The sequence below is a fragment of the uncultured Veillonella sp. genome, from assembly GCF_963534045.1.
Lineage (GTDB): Bacteria > Bacillota > Negativicutes > Veillonellales > Veillonellaceae > Veillonella.
The window spans coordinates 1-26,369 of the sequence record NZ_CAUSQT010000010.1 but is presented as its reverse complement, the minus strand read 5'-3'; the positions used below and the strand labels follow the sequence as shown (position 1 = coordinate 26,369).

Annotated in this window: 4 protein-coding genes; 3 read left to right on the top strand and 1 reads right to left on the bottom strand. The window is 40.1% G+C overall.

The genetic code is table 11. The features are described from left to right. Positions 1-105: 105 nt before the first annotated feature. The gene (locus tag RYP29_RS03280; RefSeq protein ID WP_311532241.1) at positions 106-1,755 is read right to left on the bottom strand and encodes a methyltransferase regulatory domain-containing protein; all 1,650 of its coding nucleotides are present in this window, start codon (positions 1,753-1,755) and stop codon (positions 106-108) included. Positions 1,756-2,513: 758 nt separating this feature from the next. On the opposite strand from RYP29_RS03280, the gene RYP29_RS03275 reads away from it, so the two are divergent. From RYP29_RS03275 to RYP29_RS03265, 3 genes are all read left to right on the top strand, one after another. Next, positions 2,514-14,456, top strand: a complete 11,943-nt coding sequence (locus RYP29_RS03275) for an ESPR-type extended signal peptide-containing protein (RefSeq protein ID WP_311532239.1) — start codon at positions 2,514-2,516, stop codon at positions 14,454-14,456. A gap of 97 nt (positions 14,457-14,553) precedes the next feature. Beyond that, positions 14,554-15,357 (top strand): hypothetical protein, encoded by an 804-nt coding sequence (locus tag RYP29_RS03270; RefSeq protein WP_311532237.1) that lies wholly within the window; start codon positions 14,554-14,556, stop codon positions 15,355-15,357. A 693-nt stretch (positions 15,358-16,050) separates the two neighbouring features. Beyond that, positions 16,051-26,369: ESPR-type extended signal peptide-containing protein (locus RYP29_RS03265; RefSeq protein WP_311532235.1), on the top strand; the 10,319-nt coding region annotated here is incomplete at its 3' end.

The window sequence follows — 26,369 nt, the reverse complement described above, 5'->3', positions numbered from 1 at the left end:
GTTAATATTAGATTGATAATAAGAGTTTAAAATACAAACACAATGGGGCTGTAACAGAATGTGGTTTTACCGCACTCTAGTTACAGCCCCTTTGTTGTATCTATGTTATTTTTTCCTAAAGAACCCCAATACTTGTAAATGATGCAATACTTCATCTAAGTATTGTTCCGATGGAACGCGGTACTGTTGACCGTCTTTCGTTGTCCGTTCGACGGTCACATTCACATCTAGATCTTCTATGAGTTTTTCTTTTGTAGTTGGTTTTGTTAAGAGACGCATAATGTATAACACGCCATGGTCCACGTCATAGTCTATTTGATTATACATGTTTGATGTCGTCATATACTGATTGCCATCCTTTTCAATGAGGGTCGCAATATAGTCGATGAACCGTTGAGGAATGTAGGTTTCATTTTCCTTGAATGGTAGGTGTTCATAGCGTTCACCAAAGGTATAGAGTTGTCCGATAACCACTAATAAGAACAAGCGCGTATAAAGCTTATCTATATCGATCTCATAGCCCGGATACTGATGTTCAATATGGGCGACCACATCTTGTACAGAGAATGGTAATCGCGTATCCATCATTTCCTTAATAGCGATGTGTACTGTATCCGTCCATTCCGGTGGAACGCCTAAATCTGTATCTAAGGTGATGAGGAAATAGAGTCCGTCCAATATGTCCTTAGTTACCGTTTCATTTTGCGTAATCTGGTCTTCGTTGGATTGTTTCGTTAACAACGCCATGCGGAACTGTGTATCATACACATAATCAAAGTACTGTTCTTTATCTACGCGGTTATCTTGAGCCAACTTTTTAATATTCGTCACCGTCACATCCGGTAACCACGTAATAAAGGAGCGCTGCATACATTCATCGCCTACATAGGCGCAGCCTTGAGCCTCGGCGCGTTTCACAAATTCCGATACGTATACCGGATCGTTGATGGCCTCTAAATACTCATGGCCCACGTAGTAATCATTGGCCTTAAGGACACGGTCAATATTAGGAATCTTGTAACTCGATTTCATGCGCGACCGTTCATCCAACTTCATCGTTTCCTGAATGAGCTGCAACACCTGTTTCGTATACGCCGTTCGGTCCTGTAGGGACGTCGTTGGCGCATGCTTTTCCGAATAGAGCATAATATCTCGCAATTGTTCTAATCGCTTCCATCCCGGATACGTATTATATGACACATACGCAATGCCGCGGTCCGATAGATTGCGATTACAAATGCTGAGAATTTTGTCCTTCACCATGTCCGGTACCCATGACCAAATGCCGTGCACGATGATGTAATCGAAGGTGCCGAAATCGTCGTCGATATCCATGATGTTTTTCTCCAGCAACGTAATATTCGTGAGACCCATAGACTCGATTAATTCCTTGCCGTGCTCAATCTGTACGCCCGATAAATCGATGCCCGTGAAAGTGGTCTCTGGATAGTACAGCGCTTGTGGGATGATATTGCCCCCGCATGACGAACCTAGCTCTAACACGCGCGCCCCTTTGAGTGGTGCTGGTGAAAGCCCATATAATCGGGCGCGGGCTTGCAGTGAATTGATATTGGTGTTGGAAAACGCCTTAGACACATAGAGAAAATTGTCATACGACTCTTTCAGCTCTTCAATCTTTTCTTGCACCACCTCATTAATAGGAGGCTGTATAGTGTTTGATTTCTTTGGAAACTCATCTTTTTTAGGTGTTTTAGCTTGCTTTGCATCTGTCTTGGGAATAGAGTTTTGGCTCATGTGTATACCTTTCAATAAAGACTAGTATGTATATCTTTTAATAGAAATGAATATTATAACTTTTATAAGAGACAAATTTTCTTTAAGTATATCATAGGAGAAATATTTGAGTAGGGTATAACTTGTACCTCGCTGTTCATATTTTCCATGAGAAACCTCTCCTACATCATGATATATATGTGTTTAGTATAGCATAGAGTTGATTTCTCTATATAAGATTATGAACAAAATTTCATAATTAATATAAATCGTCCCGTATGGGGCGATTTTTTCGTTTTATATTATTTAGAATTGTTAATTTGTATTGCTAGTAAAAAGATGACTAAAAAATAGAAATCCTTATTTTATGCAGATTTATACTATATCGATGTATATGAAAGTTATTAAAACGATAGGATAATAGTTTATAAGTAAAACTAATGCATATATCGATAATTATTGTAGTAAATCGAATTCTATAAAAATAAACGGTCTATATAGAGAGAAAAATACCCATAAAATCAATAAAAATTGAGTTAAAATATAAAATGTTTATAAATAAATATAAAATAATAAAAATATATGAGGGAAAAATGAAAAAACTATTTACAAGGACTTTTATATTTGTTATCTTATATATGACGCAAGATGAGAAATAAATGAAATGTGTATTATGTCTCGGTTTTGAGGCTTTCACAAACATGAAAAACCTCATCGAACAACATTGTAATAATAAGGATTATAATTGTGTCTTTTTTCAAAGGGGGTTCATAGATTCTATGAATAAGATTTTTAAGGTTGTTTGGAGCAAAACAAAAGAATGCTACGTTGTAGTATCTGAAGTTGCGAAAAACAATAGTGGTAAGAAAAAAGTTTTAGCTAGCGTATTAGCTACGTTGGCTATTATGGGCGCTGGTGCTCAAATGGGTACTCCGGTACAAGCGGATACAGATCTAAGGTATAGTGCAGTTAATATTGCCCCAGATAATCTTCCTGCTGGTTATGGTCCGAATAAGGTAAGTACAAACTCGATAGTTGTGGGGTATGATAACAATACTAAGACTGGTGTCAAAGGTAAGGGTCATGTGGCTTATGGCTTTGGCAATACTGCTACAGAGGACAGTACTACCGCAATTGGTGGTGGCAATCAGGCTACAGGTGGTGCAGCGACTGCAGTAGGTTCATTTAATACGGCTTCAGGGCGTGCTTCTGTAGCTATTGGTAATGTATCTATTGCTTCTGCTGAAGACTCTATTGCCATTGGTAACCGTGCGAACTCTAATCCAGCTAATACAGATAGAGGTAGTGGTCGATTCTCTATTGCTGTGGGCCGTGAAAGCTGGGCAAATGGTACTGATAACATCAGTATCGGTCATAAGGCTGAAACAAATTCCACTGGCGATAGCATTGCTATGGGTCGTGAATCTAAAGCAAACCAAGCTAATGCAATTGCTGTTGGCCCACAAGCTGATGCCAACGGTTGGGGTGGCATTGCCATGGGTCGCGAAGCAGCTGTAAGTGCTAACTTTGCAACTGCTATTGGCTATCAATCTAAGGCAAACGGTAGTGCTTCTGTAGCAATTGGTAAACAAAATAAATCTAATATGGCTGATACTGTTACTATGGGTAATGGTAATACAGCTAATACTATGGGCGGTATTGCTATTGGTTTGAATAATACAGCTGATTCCTCTATAGGTGATTCTACAACTGCTAATAAAAGTAATCTTCAGATAGCTTTTGGACGTGATAATGAAGCTACGTCTCTTGATACAATCGCTATTGGTCGAGAAGTAAAATCTACTAAAACTGGTGCAGTTGCAATGGGTTCTCGTATCAATGCAAATGGTGACTATGCAGTTGCTATCGGGAATTCCTCAGCAGGCGGTACCGTAGAAGCCGGCGACTATGCTGTAGCAGTTGGTTTCAAAGCAAAAGCAACTGGTGGCCGTTCCATCGCTCAAGGTGGTGCTGCAGAAGCTGCTGCTCGTGCATCTATCGCTATGGGTTTACGCTCAAAGGTTAATGCACAAAAAGCGACTTCTAACTATGAATTCTCTGGTTCCAATGGTACACCAAGCCCAGCAGGCTATAATACAGAAACAATTACTATTAACTCAGCTTCAGCTCCTGCGGGTGGTGCCGTAGCTGGTAATTATTATGATGCTGGCTCTGCTATTGCTGTTGGTGAAGGCGCAACTGTTAGTGATGAATCTGATCGTGCTGTTGTTGTTGGCCCAGATGCAAAAACCAATGGTAATGCTCACTATTCCGTAGTATTAGGTTCCGGTTCCCATGCAGATGCATCTGACGGCTTCGTAGCTGGTCATGGTTCTTCTGTTGCGTCTCGTGAAAGTATCGCTATTGGCTCCGGTGCTAATGTATCTGGTACTGAAAATATCCGTTCTCAAGTTATAGGTTTTGGTGCTACTGTAACTGGTACTGGTGCGTATGACGCAACAGCGATTGGTGCTACAGCTCAGGTTTCTGGCGTACAAGGCGGCGTAGCGCTAGGTTCTGGATCCTTGTTGAGCCGTACAACAAATTCTAATGAAAATGCTGGTTTTAATAGTAAATTCGTAGACGGTACAAAAGTTCGTAATCGTGCATATACTGCTGATTTGACGGGTCATAATGATCAATGGGATTCTGGTTCCATTAATACTGGTGCCGTTTCCGTTGGTAATGATACTCAAAAACGTCAAATCATCAACGTAGCAGCTGGTAATAAAGATACTGACGCTGTTAACGTAGCACAATTGAAAAACGTTGGCGTTCGTGTTGGTGCTGATACGAATACAGCTACAATCGGCACAAACAAAGTTGCAGCAGATTTCCTTGCATACAATGGTCAATTGAACATTAAAGGCGATAACAACCGTGTTACAACTGTATCCGAAAATGATGCAAACGGTAAAGATGCTAACGTAAATGTTAAATTCGATTACGATGGTTTGGTGAAAGCTAAAACTGGTTCTGCAGTTACTGTAGATCAAAAAACAGATGCAGCTGGTAAAACATACTTTGAAATCGACGCTGCAGCAGGAAGCAAAACTGTAGTAGCCGATGGTAAAAATACAACTGTAACTGGCGCAGGTACAACGGCTAGTCCATATAAAGTAAACGTAGAAGGTGCTTTAACAGGTATCTCCTCCATTACAAACAACGGTGGCGGTAAAATCGAATTCACTACCGGTGGTACCACTATTTCTGGTGGCCCTGTTAATGTATCTAACAACAAAATCACAGGTGTTGCTAATGGTGATGTAAATGCTACATCCACTGATGCAGTTAACGGTTCCCAATTACATGCTGTAAAAGCGGCTGAACGTCATATTGCGCCTACAACTGCTGGCCATGAATATACTGTTGATAGTAATGGCGATGTAACTATGACATACCTTGATGGTAATAATAACGCTGTTACTGGTGAACAAGCAGTTATTAAAGGCATTGCTAAAAATGATCTTTCCAACATTACAAATGAAGGCAAGAAAGAAATTACTAAACTTGGCACTATTGTAAAAGCTGGCGATAATGTCAATGTATCTGAAAGCTCTGATGCAACAACAGGTCGAACAACTTACACTGTAAACGCTGTAACACCTGCTGTTTATACTAAAGCTGATGGTACAAAAGTGTATAAACGTCCAGATGGCACTTTCACAACAAATAGTAATCTTGCTGCTGGTAATAATGTAGACAAAGGTGATGTAATCACATCCTTCATGGATGGCAATGGCAACACAACTGGCGGTAACATGGTTATCAACAACGTTGGCTCTGCTATTAAAAAGGCTGGTAATGCAGGTGATTCTTTCTTGACTAAGTTAGATGCTGCTAATACTGCAACTCCAAATGCAGCAGTAAACGTATCTGACTTGAAAAACACAGCTGATGGCTTGACTGATAAAGGCTTGAGATTCGATGCTAACGAAGGTAATGAAAAAACTAACAAACTTGGCTCTAAAGTAACAGTCAAAGGTACTGGCGCTTTAACTGCTGGTAAAGCATATGCTGATGAATACAACACAGCTAATATTAGAACAAATATTGAACAAGGTTCTGATGGTAATACAACAATCAACGTTGGTTTAGCTAAAGCGTTGAAAGATATTAATTCTATTTCTAATGGTAACTCCTCTATCACTCTTAACAGCAATCCAGGTGGCACTAATAATACACCTGCAGTACAAATTACTGGTGGCAACTTGTCCATGGGCAATGGCACAACAAATAATAAGATTGTAAACTTGGCTCCTGGTACCAATGATACTGATGCTGTAAACTACAGCCAAATCAAAGGTTTGCGTACAGAAGTAAAACAAGGTGCAAATGTTACAGTTAGTAAGACACAAGGTACTGACGGTCACGATATCTACACAATCAGTGCGGCAGCAACTGGTGGTACAGCATCTTCCTGGAATATTAAATCCTCTGCAGACACTGCTAATGGTGGTGCTACAGCAACTGGTCATAATGCTAACGCTGTTACCATTTCCGACCAAAAAACTGTTGAAATGGTAGCAGGTAAAAACCTTACTGTTAAACAAGACACTACAACTGATGGTGCTAAAGTTGAATTAGCTCTATCTGATAACATCGTAGCTGGTAAAGATGGCGTGAATGGTAAAGATGGTTCTGTTGGTGCAACTGGTAAAGACGGTTCTTCCGTAGTTATCAATGGTGCAGACGGCTCTATCGGCATGACTGGTCCTAAAGGCCAAGACGGCAAAGATGGCATCAATGGCCGTGATGGTGCTAACATCTCCATGACATCTGCTAAAGGTGAACAAGTTCTTGTAAACCGTGACCCAGCTCATAATGCTGATACTGACAAAGCAGAACGTATCGTATATGTTCCAAAAGATGCTAATGGCGACCCTATTAAAGGTGCTGATGGCAAGAACATTGTACGTGAAGTAGCCACTATGGACGATGGCTTGAAATTCGCTGGTGATGATGCACAAGGTACTGATAAATCTAAAGTAATTGCTAAGAAACTTAACAATACCGTAGATATTATTGGCGGTGCTAATAGTAATAACTTGACTGACAATAACATCGGTGTTAATAACGACAACGGCAAGTTGAAAGTTCAATTGGCTAAGACTATTGATCTTACTAAAGATGGTTCTGTAACAACAGGTAACACCAAGGTAGATAACAGTGGTGTAACAATCACAGCGCCTACTGGTGGTGCAACAACTAATGTTACCTTGACTCAATCCGGTCTTGATAACGGCGGCAACAAGATTGTGAACGTTAAAGCTGGCGATGTAAATGCTACATCCACTGATGCAGTTAACGGTTCTCAATTATATGCTGTAAAAGCTGCTGAACGTCACATCAAACCTACAACTAATGGCAGTGAATACACTGTTGATAGCAATGGCGATGTAACTATGACATACCTTGATGGTAATAATAACGCTGTTGCTGGTGAAAAAGCAGTTATTAAAGGCATTGCTAAAAATGATCTTTCCAACATCACAAATGCTGGTAAGAAAGAAATTACTAAACTTGGCACTATTGTAAAAGCTGGCGATAATGTCAATGTATCTGAAAGCTCTGATGCAACAACAGGTCGAACAACTTACACTGTAAACGCTGTAACACCTGCTGTTTACACAACTCCAGATGGTGAAAAATTAACTAAAAAATCTGATGGTAAGTTCTACAAGGCGGATGGTTCCGAATATACTGGTGGGGATATCATTACATCCTTTGAAAATCCAAACGCTAACAGCATTCCGGCAGGTAAAAATAGTACAACTGATGGTGGCATGATTGTTAACAACATTGGTTCTGCTATTAAAAACCAAACCCCAACAATGCCTGCAGGTCAAACTGCTACATATTTGGATAAATTGAAAGCAGCTGCTGATGCTGGTTCTAATGTTAAGAATGCAGCGGTTAACGTATCTGACCTTCATAATACTGCTGAAGCATTGAGAGCAAATGAACTTCATATTGCTCCAACTGCAGTGAAATCTGGTTCCACTGAAGTTAAAGGTGGTGAACTTAATACAGCAGGTACTGAAAATGTATATAAATATGATGCAGCTACTAAGAAAGTTACATTGACATACAATGATGGCAATGGTAAAGCAGTAACTGATACAAAAGCAGTTATCGACTTCTCTGCTTTGAATACTGGCGGTACAACAGCTTCTACTTGGACTGCTAAAACATCTGCGGAAAATACAACTGCAGGTTCTGAAGTAGGTAAACATGCTGGTAACGATAGCCAAGTAATTGGAAATCAAAACTCTGTTGATTTCCAAGCTGGTCGTAACATGACTGTTAAACAAACTAATGATGGTAATGGTAATACAACTATTAACTATGCATTGGATAAAGATTTAACAAACTTGGATAAAGTTGTTGTTAATGGCAAAGATGGTATTGCTGGTAAAGACGGTGTAACAATTATTGGACCACAAGGTGCTACTGGTACTCCTGGTACTAACGGTATCGATGGTAAAGTTGGTATCTCTGGCAAAGATGGTAAAGATGCTGTATCTATTTCTGGTAAAGATGGTGTAGGCCACATCGGCTTAACAGGTCCTCAAGGCCCTCAAGGTCCTGCAGGTACTCCTGGTACACCTGGTGCTAATATTGATATTTCCACAGATCATGGCATACAAACACTTGTTAAACCAGAAGCTAACAATAATAACCAATCTGAACGTATTGTATACGTACCAAAAGATTCTCAAGGTAATCCATTGAAGGATACTGATGGCAATACAATTAAACGTGAAGTAGCCACTATGGACGATGGCTTGAAATTCACTGGTAACAATGAATCTACTGTAAATAGCCATAAACTTAATACACTTGTAAAAGTTCAAGGTGAAGGTACTAAAGAAGGTACTAATGCAGCTGGTGCTAAAGAAATCCAAACTTCTGATGGTACTAAATTCGAATCTGCTAAAGATAATATCGCAGTAGAAGCGAATAATGGTGATACATTAACTGTTAAGTTGAATAAAAATCTTAAAGGTTTAGATTCTGTTCAAACTAAGACTGTTGAATTAGGCGATCATACAACACCTGGTGGCACAACTAATATTACTTATAATACTGGTGATAACCGTATTGAATACACAACACCTGGTACTACAGATACTAAGAAAGTAGCAACTACTGACGATATCTGGACAATCCAAGGTAATGGTACTGATGTTGCTCCTGTAAATGGCAAGGTTAATGTAAAAGCTGGCGAAAATATCCTTATCACAACTCCTGCTACTGCCGATGGCTCTATGACTATCAATGCAGTAACACCTGCTGTTTATACAGATAAAAATGGTAACAAGCTAACTAAGGATAAAGATGGTAAATTCCATAAAGATGATGGTACAGAAGTAGCTGCAGCTGATGTTATTACATCCATCCAAGATGCAGCTGGTAATGTAACTGGTGGTAATTCCATCGTTAACAACGTTGGTTCTGCTATTAAAAACGCTGGTAATGCAGGTGATTCTTTCTTGACTAAGTTAGATGCTGCTAACACTGCAACTCCAAATGCAGCAGTAAACGTATCTGACTTGAAGAACACAGCTGATGGCTTGACAGATAAAGGTTTGAAATTTAACGCTAATGAAGGCGGCGTTAAAACAAATAAACTAGGTTCTACAGTAACAGTTCAAGGTTCTGGTGCTTTAACTGCGGGTAAAGCATATGCTGATGAATACAATACAGATAATATTAGAACTAAGATTGAACAAGGAACTGATGGTAACACAACAATCAACGTTGGTTTAGCTAAAGAGTTGAAAGGTATTAACTCTATTTCTAATGGTAATTCCTCTATCACTCTTAACAGCAATCCAGGTGGCACTAATAATACACCTGCAGTACAAATTACTGGTGGCAACTTGTCCATGGGCAATGGCACAACAAATAATAAGATTGTAAACTTGGCTCCTGGTACCAATGATACTGATGCTGTAAACTACAGCCAAATCAAAGGTTTGCGTACAGAAGTAAAACAAGGTGCAAATGTTACAGTTAGTAAGACACAAGGTACTGACGGTCACGATATCTACACAATCAGTGCGGCAGCAACTGGTGGTACAGCATCTTCCTGGAATATTAAATCCTCTGCAGACACTGCTAATGGTGGTGCTACAGCAACTGGTCATAATGCTAACGCTGTTACCATTTCCGACCAAAAAACTGTTGAAATGGTAGCAGGTAAAAACCTTACTGTTAAACAAGACACTACAACTGATGGTGCTAAAGTTGAATTCGCTCTATCTGATAACATCGTAGCTGGTAAAGATGGCGTGAATGGTAAAGATGGCTCTGTTGGTGCAACTGGTAAAGATGGTTCTTCCGTAGTTATCAATGGTGCAGACGGTTCCATCGGTATGACTGGTCCTAAAGGTCAAGATGGTAAAGATGGTATCAATGGCCGTAATGGTGCAGATATCTCTATTACATCTGCTAAAGGTGAACAAGTTCTTATCAACCGTGATCCTGCTCATAATGGTGATGCTGACAAAGCTGAACGTATCGTATATGTTCCAAAAGATGCTAGTGGCAACCCTATTAAAGGTGCTGATAACAAGAACATCGTACGTGAAGTAGCAACTATGGACGATGGCCTCAAATTCGGTGGCGATATGGGTACTGTAGGTGCTGTTAAACTCAATAAACAAGTTGATGTTAAAGGTGGCATTACAGATACAAATAAATTAGCTACTGGTAATAACATCGGTGTTACATCTGTTCCTGATGCTACAACTGGCAATACTGCCTTGAATATTCAATTAGCAAAAGACCTTACAGGGTTGAACAGTGTTGAACTTGGTGGTAAGACAATTAAGACTGATGGTGATCACATTACTATCACTACTCCAAGTACTACACCTGGTGGTAATGCTACTGTGAATAAAGTAGCTAACCTTGCTGATGAATTACACATCACACCTGGTACATATGAAGTTGGTGCAACAGATAAAGATGGCAATGCTAAAAACGATGAAGTAACATTGACATACACTGATGGCAATGGTGCTGAAAAAGCAAATACATTTGCAAAAATCAAAGGCGTTGCTAAATCTGATCTTTCCAACATCACAAATGATGGTAAGAAAGAAATTACTAAACTTGGTACTATTGTAAAAGCTGGCGACAATGTAACTGTTACATCCACATCTGATGGTACAACAGGTCGTACAACTTACACTGTTAACGCTGTAACTCCAGCTGTTTACACTAAAGCTGATGGTACTAAGGTTTACAAAATTGTAGATCCTACTACAGGTGCAGTAACTTGGAATACAAGTGCTGATGGCAATGGTACACCAGTTAATGCTAATGAAGTGATTGCATCCTTTGAAACACCAGCTAATGGTACTACACCAGGTGCAACAACTGGTGGCACAATGATTGTTAATAACATTGGTTCTGCTATTAGTGGTCATGAAGCGAAAGATACTGCAGGCACGGTAATTACTAGCCCTACATATTTACAACGTTTAGAAACAGCTGCTGGTGATAACTTAACTAAACATGCTGCTGTTAACGTATCTGACTTGAATAGCGCTGCTAAAGAATTGAAAGCTTCTGAATTGCATATTGCTCCAACAGAAGGTACTACAGAAGATTTAGGTGGTACAGTAACTGGTACTACTGCTGTATACAAATACGATGCAACGACTAAGAAAGTTACATTAAATTATAACGATGGTAATGGTAAGGCAGTTACTGGTCCTAAAGCAGTTATCGACTTCTCCGACTTGAATATTCCAGCTGGCGGTAATAACTACGGCTTCAAAGCTAATGCAACTGCTAATGGTGGTAAAGTAGCAAATGATGCTACAACTCCTGCAGCGGCAACAGCTGTTGAAAGTGGTGGTACTGTTAACTTTGCAGCAGGCAAAAACTTGACTGTAAAACAAGATATCGATGCTACTAACAAAACTCAAACGTATACATTTAGCTTGGATAAAGATCTTACTAACTTAGACAAAGTTGTTGTAAATGGTAAAGATGGTCAACCTGGTAAAGATGGCGTAACTATCGTTGGTCCTCAAGGTGCTACAGGCACTCCTGGTACAAATGGTATCGATGGTAAAGTTGGTATCTCTGGTAAAGACGGTAAAGATGCTGTATCCATTTCTGGTAAAGATGGCGTAGGTCATATTGGTTTAACAGGTCCTCAAGGCCCTCAAGGTCCTGCAGGTACTCCTGGTACACCTGGTGCTAATATTGATATTTCCACAGATCATGGCACACAAACACTTGTTAAACCAGAAGCTCACAACAATGACAAATCTGAACGTATCGTATACGTACCAAAAGATTCTCAAGGTAATCCATTGAAAGATACTGATGGCAACGTTATTAAACGTGAAGTAGCTACTATGGATGATGGCTTGCGTTTTACTGGTAACAATACTTCTAAAGAAAATAAACAAGAAATGAATTCTCTTGTGAAAGTTCAAGGTGAAGGTGTTACTGAAAATGCAACATCTGGTAAATTAGAAGTTAATGGCCAAGAGTTCAAATCTGCAGCAGGCAACATCGCAGTTGTAGCAGATGGCGGTACCACTTTAACAGTTAAGATGAATAAAGATCTCAACCTTACTAAAGATGGCTCTGTAACAATGGGTGATACTGTTGTAAATAACGATGGCATTACTATTAAAGCTCCTACAACTCCTGGTACAACTACAACTGATGTTAAGTTGACTAACCAAGGTCTTGATAATGGTGGTAACAAAATTACTAACGTTGCAGCTGGCACAGATAATACTGATGCAGTAAACGTAAAACAATTGAAAGATAATGTTACAACTGTTACATCTTCTGATAGCTCCATTAAAGTAGTAGACAAAAATGTTGCTGGTCAACCTGGTTATGATGCAACTAAAGGTCACCAATATGACATCACTATCAATAACCAAGGTGTTGTAAATAATGCACAAACTCCTGTTGTGTATACTAAGGAAGATGGCACTAAAGTTTACTTACAACCAAATGGTACTTTCACAACAAACATTGATGGAAGTGGTCAAGTTGTTCCAGCAAATGAAGTTATCGCATCTATGAACAATGCTGATAAATCTACAACTACTCCTATGAAGTTGAATAATGTTGGTTCTTCTATCGCTGATAAAACTGGTACTACATTCTTAGATAAGATTAATACAGCCGCTAATGATCCTAATGCTAAGAATGGTGCAGTTAATGTAACTGACCTCAAATCTACATCTGATGCTCTTATCGACAAAGGTCTTGTATTTGATGCAAATAACGGAGATCCTAAGACAAACAAACTTGGTTCTAAAGTAACTATTGCTGGTACAGGCGCTCTCGGTACTGGCGAAAACTTTGCAGATAAATACAACACTGATAACATTAGAACTAACATTACACAAGATCCAACAACTGGTAATACAACTGTTGAAATTGGTCTTAATAAAAACCTTAAAGGTTTACAATCCGTTAGCGTTCCAGGTAAAGATGGTGTTGACGGTCAAGACGGTGTATCCATCACTGGTAAAGATGGTGCGAATGGCCTTGACGGTAAAGTTTCTATCGGTAAAGACGGCAAAGATGCTGTATCTATCTCCGGTAAAGACGGTATCGGTCACATTGGTTTAACTGGCGCTGCTGGTAAAGATGGTGCAAATACGAAAGCAGATATTACTGTTAAAGAAGGCAAACCTGGCTTAAATGGTACTGATGGTATCACTCGTATCGTATACGCAGATAAAGATGGTAACGATCATGAAGTAGCAACTCATGATGATGGCTTGAAATTCACTGGTAACAATACTTCTGTTGAAAATAAACATAAGTTGAACACTCTTGTTAAAGTTCAAGGTGAAGGTGTAACAGAGGATGCTACAACTCATACATTGAAAGCTAATAATAAAGACTTTGCATCTGCAGCTGGTAACATTGCTGTTGTAGCTGATAGTCATGATACATTGACTGTTAAGATGAATAAAGATCTAGCAAATATCAATTCCATCAGAAACAACCCAACATCTGGTCCTGTTATGAACTTCAATGCTGGTGATATCGCTATCACCGGTGGTAACCTAAGCATGGGCGATGGTACACATAACAATAAAATTGTGAATGTTGCTCCTGGTACGGCTAAATCCGATGTTGCAACTGTTGGTCAATTAACTAAAGTTAAATCTTCTGATCATTCGGTTACTATTAAACCTGTAACTATAGATGCTGATGGTGCTCCAGTTTACGACTTGTCTGTAACTGGTGTTCCAGGTGCGGATCCACGTGTTGATCAACTTGGCGAAGAAGTAGGTCGTGTAGGTGCTCAAGGCGCAGCTCTCTCCGCATTGAAACCTATCCAATACGATCCATTGGAACCAACTCAAATCATGGCTGGTTATGGTAACTACCGTGGTAACTCCGCAGTGGCTCTTGGCGTAGCTCATTACAAAAATGAATCTACATTAATCCATGGTGGTGTATCCTGGGCTGGTGGCTCTAGCCACATGATGGCAAACGCTGGTGTAACTTGGAAAGTTGGCAACCGTGATAGCGAAGCTGCTGTAGCAGATCGTTACCGCAAAGGCCCTATCAGTTCCGCCTATGCAATGCAACAAGAAATGGCAGCTATGAAAGCTCAAAATGCCGGATTAAAAGGCGAAGTATCTGATTTGAAAGCAGAAAATGAACAAATGAAAGCTCAAATTGCTGCAATGATGGCAAAACTAGGTTTATAATTTGAAACGTTAAACTTTCACAGACGCTGGGATGAGGGTTCTCATCAATGAGAATCCTCGCATCCCTTTTGATTCGACTAAGAAAAGAGGAATAGATATGAAAAAATCTACAATGCTTGCTTTCACAGCAGCAATATTTATGAGCGCTGCATCCCTTACTGGTCACGCAGCTAGCGCACCAACATATGATGATGTATTAATTGTTAAAAACCCGGTAATGACGCCACAACTTGGTTCTGTTGTACTCGTTCCTGTAGCAAGTCCACAAACCGTGGCTGCTGTTCATGATTATGTGAAAGCTTGGCAAAATGCAGAGGTAAACATTGCAAAAGCTAAGGTTAAACGCGATAATCACGAACAATTAACTAAAGCGGACGTAAAATGGTTACATTCTTATGATAAACATAATTATGCTGACTATTTCCGTACACATTCCATCGGTCGTGTGCATGGTCAAGAAGTGTTCATGAACTGGAACGGTGAAAACCGCAACAAAAATGAATATGAATACTTTGATATGCCAAAATATAATGAACAAGATGGTTTCACTAATAGCTACGGATACAATGTACTTCGTGGTATGGTAGACCAAATTAATGCAGTAATCCAAGAGCAAAAGAAAATCGGCGGTCCTATGACTGACGAAGAAGCGACTGCTTTGGAAGATTCTATTTTGGATATCATGGCTCATGACCAAGAACATGTAAACAATGACGAACTTCGTCACTACATGAACGACACAATTTGGTTCGCCGCTAAACAAACGGTGAAAAATAAGGCAAGTGAAGAACCAGTTGCTGGTGAAGATCATGAAGTGGATCTTCGTGCAGCGATTGCAAAAGCACCTGTCGATCAACCTCAATCCCGTAAAGTAAATTTGCGTGACGCTATTAGTAAATAATACTAGTAGATACAATTATAATCACATATGGCCCTCATTATGACTCTCACAATTCCCCCCCTTTAATTGTATTGGGGGCCTATAAAAAGACGCTCACACGATGTGTGGGCGTTTTTTTGTGCATATATGAGCATCTTACGTTGTATGGGAGCTGCATTTGTCTTATTTGTACTTAAGTAGTGAGATGTTGAATATATTAATTAATCATTAATAATATAGGTCTATTATTTAATTAAATGAATTATTTGAATAACGTAAAACCCAGTACTTTATTGCTTCTTTGGCATATAACTGTTTATAAAATTTATGGATGATAGATTGGTGTTTATATCTGTAAGATGCTCTTATTTTCATTATTTAACAAAATTATAAACTAAAAAGAGTGGGAAGTTGTATGAAAAAAATATGAAGATGATAGCTAAAATATAGCTATAAACATTGATATAATGCACTTTCTTGTAAATGCGTTTGTTTTTACACATAGGTATAAATTTCAGTTTATTTTCATCTAAAATATAAAATTTCATTAAATAAATAGGTGAAAAAGTATTTACAATTAATTAATAAATTGATATTATTGAATTATCCTATATGAAGTGTGTGTGAATGAGAGGAAAGCCACTCTTCATGAAGTGAACTAAAGTGTAAAAGTTACATTTATATGTACTTATGAGAAAGGGGTTCAAAGGTTTTATGAACAAGGTCTTTAAAGTCGTTTGGAGCAAATCCAAAGAGTGCTACGTTGTAGTACCTGAGATTGCGAAAAATAATAGCGGCAAAAAGAAAGTCCTAGCTAGCGTATTGGCTGGTTTAGCGCTTGTTGGCGTTGGCGCACAAATGGGTACGCCTGTAGATGCGTTCACAAGTTTTGATGGCAGTGTAAATACTGAAGGTAGTCGTATTAATATTGCAGCTAACGCTAAACCAAATAATAGTGTTGGTGTTAATTCTATCGTTGTCGGTTACCAAAACACAACGGATGATCAAAATGGCACTACGGCTCTTGGTGCTAATAATACAGCTAAAGGTAATTCTGCATTAGCTGTAGGTAATGAAAACACAGCAACAAATGGAGCTGCTACAGCCATTGGTGCTGGCAATGAAGCGACTGGTGATACATCTGTTGCTATCGGTAATAAAAGTAATGCTAGTGGTGACCACTCTATTGCTATTGGTGCGTACAATAACCAAAATTGGACACATGGTTCCAATGTAACTACACCTAAACCAGCTGGTGCTTATTCATTAGCCATCGGTAACTTTAATGATGCATTAGGTAGTCGTGCTACTGCAGTAGGTGCTTTCAATACAGCTAAAGGCGAATGGGCTACAGCTATTGGTGCATCTACAGTGGCAAGCGGTGATGGTGACGTAGCTATCGGTGATACAACTAAAACAAATGCAACTGGTGTTGGTCATGCTGTAGCTGTGGGCTGGCATGCTGAAACAGGTGCTGCTAATGCCGTGGCTGTAGGCCCTAGCGCATTAGCTAGTGGTAAAAATTCCGTATCTGTTGGTACTAATAATAAATCTCGTGTGCAAGACACTGTTACCATGGGTCAAGACAATGATGCGAAAACAATGGGCGGTATCGCCATTGGTAAAAACAACATGGTGGACTCCACAAATGGTGGTACAAACTTTGGTGAAACTCGAAATGAGAATTCTCAAATTGCCATCGGTCGAGATAACACAGCGACTCATTTAGATACAATTGCTATTGGTCGTGATACTCATGCCACAGGATCTGGCGCAACTGTAATTGGTGCACGCGCTGATGCTTCGGGTGATAACTCTATTGCTATTGGTAATAGTGGTAAAAATTCTGACCGAGTTACTGCTTCAGGTGATAACTCTATTGCTATCGGTATGCGTTCCCAAGCAACTGGTGAAGCTGCTATCGCACAAGGTGGTAGCGCTCAAGCACAAGGAAAATATGGTATTGCTGTAGGTCGTTATGCAAAAGCTAGCGCCCAAGAAGCTGTTGCAGTGGGTAATGAAACTGAAGCTAACATCGCTAACGGCGTAGCTCTTGGTGATCACTCTGTTACAACAACAGATAAAGGTGTGTTAGGTTACAACCCATCTGATTCACATGATCGTAAATATAAAAACTTAAAAGGTAACGTACAAACTGCAACAACTGCTGCTGTATCTATCGGTAATGGCGACACATTGACTCGTCAATTGACAGGTCTTGCTGCTGGTACTGCTGATACTGATGCTGTTAACGTAGCTCAATTGAAAAACGTTGGTGTTGCATTGACTGGTAACACTGGTTCTAGCGATTTCTTGGCTGACGGCGGTAAATTGAACGTTCGTGGCGAAGGCCGTGTATCTGCAGCTGTTGCAGATGATGGTAAAAAGGATTCCAAATTGACTTTGACATTTGATGACAAAGGCATGGTGAAAGCTGGTAAAAACGTTACTGTTGATGAAAAAACAGTAAACGGCCGTACTACATACACAATCAACGCTGCAGACGCTGCTGCAAAATACGATTTCTTAACAAATGCTAAGGCTAACGGCGGTAAATTAGATGGTACTGCTACAGCAACTAAAGTTGAAAGCGGTCAAACTGTTAACTATGCAGCTGGTAAGAACTTAACAGTTAAACAAGACATTAACCAATCCATTGGTGAACAAACATATACATACTCTTTGAATAGCGATCTTGGTGGTATTACATCCATTACTAATAATGGTGGTCCTACATTACACTTTGGTGATAACAACATCAGCGTTACTGGTGGCAACCTAGATCTTGGTGATCACAACATCACTAACCTTAAATCTGGTGGCGATGTAGAAAATAACGCTGCTAATATTGGCGATGTTACTCGTATTTCCAAAGCTAACGATTTACACATAGCACCTACAGCAGGTACTAATAATAACGTAGCTGAATATACTGTAGACGGTAACAAAAAGGTTACATTAACATACCAAGATGGTAATGGTAAAACTGTAAATGGCCCTAAAGCTGTTATCGACTTGAGCGGTTTGCCAACAGGCGACATGAGCTCCTTCAACGTGAAATCCACGGCTACAGAAGGTACAGTGGCTCGTGGTTCTCAAGGCCAACAAGCTATTCGTGACGGCAAAACTGTAGAAATGCAAGCCGGCAAAAACATGACCATTAAACAAACTAATAACAATGGTAATGCGGCTGTTGAATTCTCCTTGAACAAAAATGTGGACCTTACTCCAGATGGTTCCTTGAAAATTGGCGATACTAACATCACTGACAATGGTTTGACTATTAACAATGGTCCTTCCATTACTAAAACTGGCATCAACGCTGGTGATTTGAACATTACTAATGTGAAAGCTGGCGTAAATGATAACGATGCTGTTAACGTAAGCCAATTGAAAAAAGTTCGTGCTGACGAACGCCACATCAAACCTGGTGAATATGCGGTAGATGCAAACGGCAAAGTAACGATGACATACCTTGACGGTAACAACCAAGACGTTGCTAACGAAAAGGCTGTTATCACAGGTATTGCTAAACAAGATCTTTCCAACATCAACAAGGGTGGCGAAACAGTTATCCAAAATCTTGCTAAAAAAGCCATCAATATGGAAAATGGTAAGAATACAAAGGTTAGCAACCGTGAAATCGATGGCGTTAAAACTTTCAAAGTAGACGTTGAAGGTGATTTAAACGACATTACATCCATCACAAACAACGCTGGCGACGGCAAAGTTGTATTCGGTGGTAACCAAACTGTTAACGTAGCAGGCGATCACAACATTAACTTGAATGCTAAAGTTGGTGACATCACTGGTTTAACTAACGTAACGTTGGATGCTCCTGACTTTGCTACAAAAGGTCGTGCAGCTACTGAAGAACAATTGAAAATCGTTAACAACGGTTTCAATAACACAGTTGGCTTGACTGGTAACACTGGTGCTACTGATCTTCAAAAATTGAACCAAGCTGGTGGCTTGAGCTTTGGCGTAGTTGGTGCTAACAATGGCCAATACATCAAGACAACTGCATCTGGTAGTAACGTAGCTGTTGACTTGTCCGATGATGCTAAAGGCAAATTGAACAATACGGTAGAGGTTCGCGGTAAAAATGCTGCGAAGGTTACATCTGTAACAGAAAATACTGTTGATGGTGGTAAGAAAACAATCTACACTGTAGACGTTGACAATGTAACACCTACAGCTGCTTCTACTGAAAAAGTGAAAGCGAAAGCTAATGTAACAGGTTCTACAGATACAAATATCGCTAAGGTTACTCCTCAAGCAGGTGACCAATACGGTGACGCTGGCGCAACTTACGAAGTAAACGTATCCCGTAACGACGTAAAAGACGCAGCTCGTGAAGCGGTAACTGTAAACACTACAAATACAACTAACAACCCTATCACTGTGACACCTGTACAAGATGAAACAAATCATAACACTACATACACAGTAACATTCGATGGTAACAAAGCGGCTACTCAAATTCCTTTGACATACAAAGCGAATGGCCAAAATGCTCAAACAGTTACATTGGATAAAGGTTTGAACTTCACAAACGGTAAAAACACAACAGCTTCTGTAGATGCTGAAGGTGTTGTTAAATACGATGTGAACAAAGACTTAGTAGACATTCATTCCATTTCTAACACTACAAATGGTCCAAAAATGGAATTTGGTCCTAACTCCATCAACATCACTAATGGCCCTATCAACATGGGTGACCAAAACATCACTAACCTTAAATCTGGTGGCGATGTAATCAATAATGCTGCTAATATCGGCGACGTAAAACGTATTTCCAAAGCAAACGACTTGCATATTGCTCCTACAACATCTAACCGTCAAGGTGAAACAACTACATCTTACGCTTACGATGCAGCAAGCAAATCTGTAACATTGAAATACAACGATGGTAACGGTGCTACACAATCCGGTACAGTTGCGAAAATCGACTTGTCTGGTTTGGCTGATCAAATCAAAGATGGTTATTCCTTCTCCACTGATGCTAAAGGCAATGTCGTTGGTAACCACGCTGTTACGGCTGTTGGCAATGGTAAAACTGTGTCCTACGCAGCAGGCGATAACTTGACTGTAAAACAAGATATCGATAATGCAACTGGTGAACACACTTACACATATGCATTGTCCAACAATGTTGATTTAACTCCAAATGGTTCCTTGAAAATTGGCGACACTATCCTCAACAATGGTGGCCTAACAATTACAGGTGGCCCATCCGTTACTAAGACTGGTATCAACGCTGGTAACTTGAACATTACTAATGTGAAAGCTGGCGTAAATGATACAGACGCAGTTAACGTTAAACAGTTGAAAGATGCTCGTACAGTTGTTACATCTAACGATAACTCCGTAACAATTAACAAAACTGAAAACGGTAACCAAGTGACTTACGACTTGCACGTGGCTCCTGGTGCTGCACAATCCGTATGGAATGTGAAATCCACAGGTAACACAACTGCTGATTCTGAAACAGCTGCAAAAACTATCTCTGATGGTAAAACAGTTGAAATGGCAGCAGGCAAGAACTTGACTGTAAAACAAACTAGCAACAACGACGGCGCTAAAGTTGAATTCGACTTGGCTAACGATATCAAGATTGGTAAAGATGGTAGAGACGGCGTTGACGGTAAAATCGGCGTAAACGGTAAAGATGGTTCCTCCGTTGTGATTAACGGTAAAGATGGTTCCATCGGCTTAAATGGTAAAGACGGCAAAGATGGTCTTACTATTAAAGGTGAAAAAGGCCAACCTGGCTTAAACGGCAAAGATGGCATCACTCGCATCGTTTATGAAGATAACAACCATGATAAACATGAAGTGGCTACGTTAGATGATGGTTTGAACTTCACTGGTAACAACACTGATACAGTGAACAAACAAAAATTGAACAGCTTAGTAAAAGTACAAGGTGAAGGCGTAGATAAAAATACATCTGCTACATTTAAGAGTGCAGCCGGTAATATCAACGTAAAAGCTGATGGTACAGATACTCTAGAAGTTCAATTGAACAAAGACTTGAAAAACATCAACACAATTAAGAACGGTGGCAATGCTACGTTCACAATTGGTGGCGACAACTTCGCATTCAATGGTGGTAATGTAAGTATTGGTGGCAACAACATTACGAACCTTAAATCTGGTATCGTAAATAATAACTCCACTGATGATACAAACGGTGCTAATATCGGCGACGTTAAGACAATTTCTAAAGCTAATGACTTGCACATTGCACCTACTACATCCGATCGTGCTGGTGAAACAACTACATCTTATTCCTACAATACAGCAGATAAATCCGTAACATTGAAATACAACGATGGCAACGGTGCTAACCAAGCTGGTACAATTGCAAAAATCGATTTGTCCGGTTTGGCTGATCAAATCAAAGATGGTTATTCCTTCTCCACTGATGCAAAAGGCAATGTAGTTGGTAATCACGCTGTAACAGCTGTAGGTAATGGCAAAACTGTGTCCTACGCAGCAGGCGATAACTTGACAATTGCTCAAAATATCGATAATGCAACTGGTGAACAAACATATACATATGCATTGTCCAATGACATCAAGGTTGGCAAAGACGGTAGAGATGGCGTTGACGGTAAAATCGGTGTAAACGGTAAAGATGGTTCCTCTGTTGTGATTAACGGTAAAGATGGTTCCATCGGCTTAAATGGTAAGGACGGCAAAGACGGTCTTACTATGAAAGCAAAAGACGGTCAACCTGGTGTGAACGGTAAAGATGGTATCACTCGTATCGTATACGAAGATCACAACAACGATAAACACGAAGTGGCTACATTGGATGACGGCATGAAATATGCTGGCGACGATGCACAAGGTGCTGATAAATCCAAAGTTATCGCTAAGAAATTGAACGAAACTATGGACGTTGTTGGTGGTGCAGATAAGTCCAAATTGACTGACAACAACATCGGCGTGAACAACGTAGATGGCAAGTTGAAAGTTCAATTGTCCAAAGAAGTTAACTTAACTCCATCCGGTTCCTTAACAATCGGCGATACTGTAGTTAACAACAATGGTTTGACTATCTCTGGTGGCCCATCCATCGTTAAGACTGGTATCAACGCTGGTAACTTGAACATTACTAATGTGAAAGCTGGCGTAAACGATACAGACGCAGTTAACGTAAAACAATTGAAAGATGCTCGTACAGTTGTTACATCTAACGATAATTCCGTAACAGTTAACAAAACTGAAAACGGTAACCAAGTAACTTACGACTTGCATGTGGCTCCTGGTGCTGCACAATCCGTATGGAATGTGAAATCCACAGGTAACACAACTGCTGATTCTGAAACAGCTGCAAAAACTATCTCTGATGGTAAAACAGTTGAAATGGCAGCAGGCAAGAACTTGACTGTAAAACAAACTAGCAACAACGACGGCGCTAAAGTTGAATTCGACTTGGCTAACGATATCAAGATTGGTAAAGATGGTAGAGACGGCGTTGACGGTAAAATTGGCGTAAACGGTAAAGATGGTTCCTCCGTTGTGATCAACGGTAAGGACGGCTCCATCGGCTTAAATGGTAAGGACGGCAAAGACGGTCTTACTATGAAAGGCGAAAAAGGCGCTGACGGCGTAACTCGCATTGTTTACGAAGATCATGACAACAACAAACACGAAGTAGCTACATTGGATGACGGTTTACGTTTCGACGCTAACTCCGGTGGCGAAAAGAAAAATAAACTTGGCTCCAAAGTAACTGTTAAAGGTACAGGCGCTAAAGCTGATTCCGAATATGATTCCTCTAACATCAAAACAAGCATCACCCAAGGTGCTGATGGCAACAGCGAAATCAACATCGGTTTGGCTAAAGACTTGAACAACATCAACACAATTAAAAACGGTGGCCCTGCTACTTTCACAATCGGTGGCAACGAATTCAAATTCGACGGCGGTAACGTGAACATGGGTGGTAACAACATTACGAACCTTAAATCTGGTATCGTAAACAACAACTCCACTGATGATACAAACGGTGCTAACATCGGCGACGTTAAGACAATTTCCAAAGCTAACGACTTGCACATTGCGCCTACTACATCTGATCGTACTGGTGAAACAACTGCAACATATGCATACAACACAGCAGATAAATCCGTAACATTGAAATACAACGATGGCAACGGTGCTAACCAAGCTGGTACAATTGCAAAAATCGATTTGTCCGGTTTGGCTGATCAAATCAAAGATGGTTATTCCTTCTCCACTGATGCAAAAGGCAATGTAGTTGGTAATCACGCTGTAACAGCTGTAGGTAATGGCAAAACTGTGTCCTACGCAGCAGGCGATAACTTGACAATTGCTCAAAATATCGATAATGCAACTGGTGAACAAACATATACATATGCATTGTCCAATGACATCAAGGTTGGCAAAGACGGTAGAGATGGCATCGATGGTAAAATCGGCGTAAACGGTAAAGACGGCTCCGCTGTTGTGATCAACGGTAAAGACGGCTCTATCGGCTTAAATGGTAAGGACGGCAAAGATGGTCTTACTATCCGCGGTGAAAAAGGTCAAGATGGCGTAGACGGTAAAAATGGTACGAACGGTATCACTCGTATCGTATACGAAGACCACAACAACGATAAACACGAAGTGGCTACATTGGATGACGGCATGAAATATGCTGGCGACGATGCACAAGGTGCTGATAAATCCAAAGTTATCGCTAAGAAATTGAACGAAACTATGGACGTTGTTGGTGGTGCAGATAAGTCCAAATTGACTGACAACAACATCGGCGTGAACAACGTAGATGGCAAGTTGAAAGTTCAATTGTCCAAAGAAGTTAACTTAACTCCATCCGGTTCCTTAACAATCGGCGATACTGTAGTTAACAACAATGGTTTGACTATCTCTGGTGGCCCATCCATCGTTAAGACTGGTATCAACGCTGGTAACTTGAACATTACTAATGTGAAAGCTGGCGTAAACGATACAGACGCAGTTAACGTAAAACAATTGAAAGATGCTCGTACAGTTGTTACATCTAACGATAATTCCGTAACAGTTAACAAAACTGAAAACGGTAACCAAGTAACTTACGACTTGCATGTGGCTCCTGGTGCTGCACAATCCGTATGGAATGTGAAATCCACAGGTAACACAACTGCTGATTCTGAAACAGCTGCAAAAACTATCTCTGATGGTAAAACAGTTGAAATGGCAGCAGGCAAGAACTTGACTGTAAAACAAACTAGCAACAACGACGGCGCTAAAGTTGAATTCGACTTGGCTAACGATATCAAGATTGGTAAAGATGGTAGAGACGGCGTTGACGGTAAAATCGGCGTAAACGGTAAAGATGGTTCTTCCGTTGTCATCAACGGTAAAGACGGCTCCATCGGTCTCAATGGTAAGGACGGCAAAGACGGTCTTACTATGAAAGGCGAAAAAGGCGCTGACGGCGTAACTCGCATTGTTTACGAAGATCATGACAACAACAAACACGAAGTAGCTACATTGGATGACGGTTTACGTTTCGACGCTAACTCCGGTGGCGAAAAGAAAAATAAACTTGGCTCCAAAGTAACTGTTAAAGGTACAGGCGCTAAAGCTGATTCCGAATATGATTCCTCTAACATCAAAACAAGCATCACCCAAGGTGCTGATGGCAACAGCGAAATCAACATCGGTTTGGCTAAAGACTTGAACAACATCAACACAATTAAAAACGGTGGCCCTGCTACTTTCACAATCGGTGGCAACGAATTCAAATTCGACGGCGGTAACGTGAACATGGGTGGTAACAACATTACGAACCTTAAATCTGGTATCGTAAACAACAACTCCACTGATGATACAAACGGTGCTAACATCGGCGACGTTAAGACAATTTCCAAAGCTAATGATATTCACGTTAGAGATACACGTTATACTGTAAACGCGGATAAAACTGTTACATTGGAATATGTTGACGGCAATGATAAGAAAATCAATAAAACAGCCGTTATCGATTTAAGCAACTTGCCTACAGGTGGTAATGCCATCACGTATAAAGCGAATAACCAAAATGCTCAAACTGTATCCTTGGATAAAGGTTTGAACTTCATTGATGGTAACTATACGAAAGCATCCGTTGATGCAGATGGTATTGTTAAATACGACGTAACAATCGGTAAGGTGAAAGACGGCGTTGACGGCAAACCAGGCGTAGATGGTAAAGATGGTATCGCAACAGTTAAAACTGTAGTTGATACAATCAACAATTCCGGTTGGAAAGGTGATGTTTCTGGTAACACAGTAAATAACCATACTGCAACAATCGTTAAACCTGGCACAACTGTAAACTTCGGTGCTGGTAAAAACTTAACTGTAGAACAAATCGTTGATAAAGTAACTGGCGATCATACTTACAACTATGCATTGTCTGATGACATCAAACTTGGTAAAGATGGCAAAGACGGTGTTGATGGTAGAATCGGCGTAAACGGTAAAGATGGTTCTTCCGTTGTTATCAATGGTAAAGATGGTTCTATCGGCCTCAATGGTAAGGACGGTAAAGACGGTCTTACTATGAAAGCTGAAAATGGCCAACCAGGTCTAAATGGCAAAGATGGTATCACTCGTATCGTTTATGAAGACAAAAACAACAACAAACACGAAGTGGCTACATTGGATGACGGTTTACGTTTCACTGGCAACAATGAAGTGGAAAATAAACAAAAACTTGGATCCCTTGTAAAAATCAAAGGCGAAGGCGTTTCTAAAGCTGAAGAAGCTACATTTGCATCTGCTGCAGGCAACATCGCTGTTACTGCTGATGGTACAGATACATTGACTGTTCGTTTGAACAAAAACATCAAAGGCATCGACTCTATCCAAACTAAGGAAATCCACTTAGGTACTCCTGATAACTACACAACCATCAAGAAAGATGGGGACCGCATTAAATACGGTGATAAAACAATTGCTAACACTGACGAACTCTGGACAATCCAAGCTAATGGCACAGATGTTCCAGCTAACGGCGGTAAAGTAAA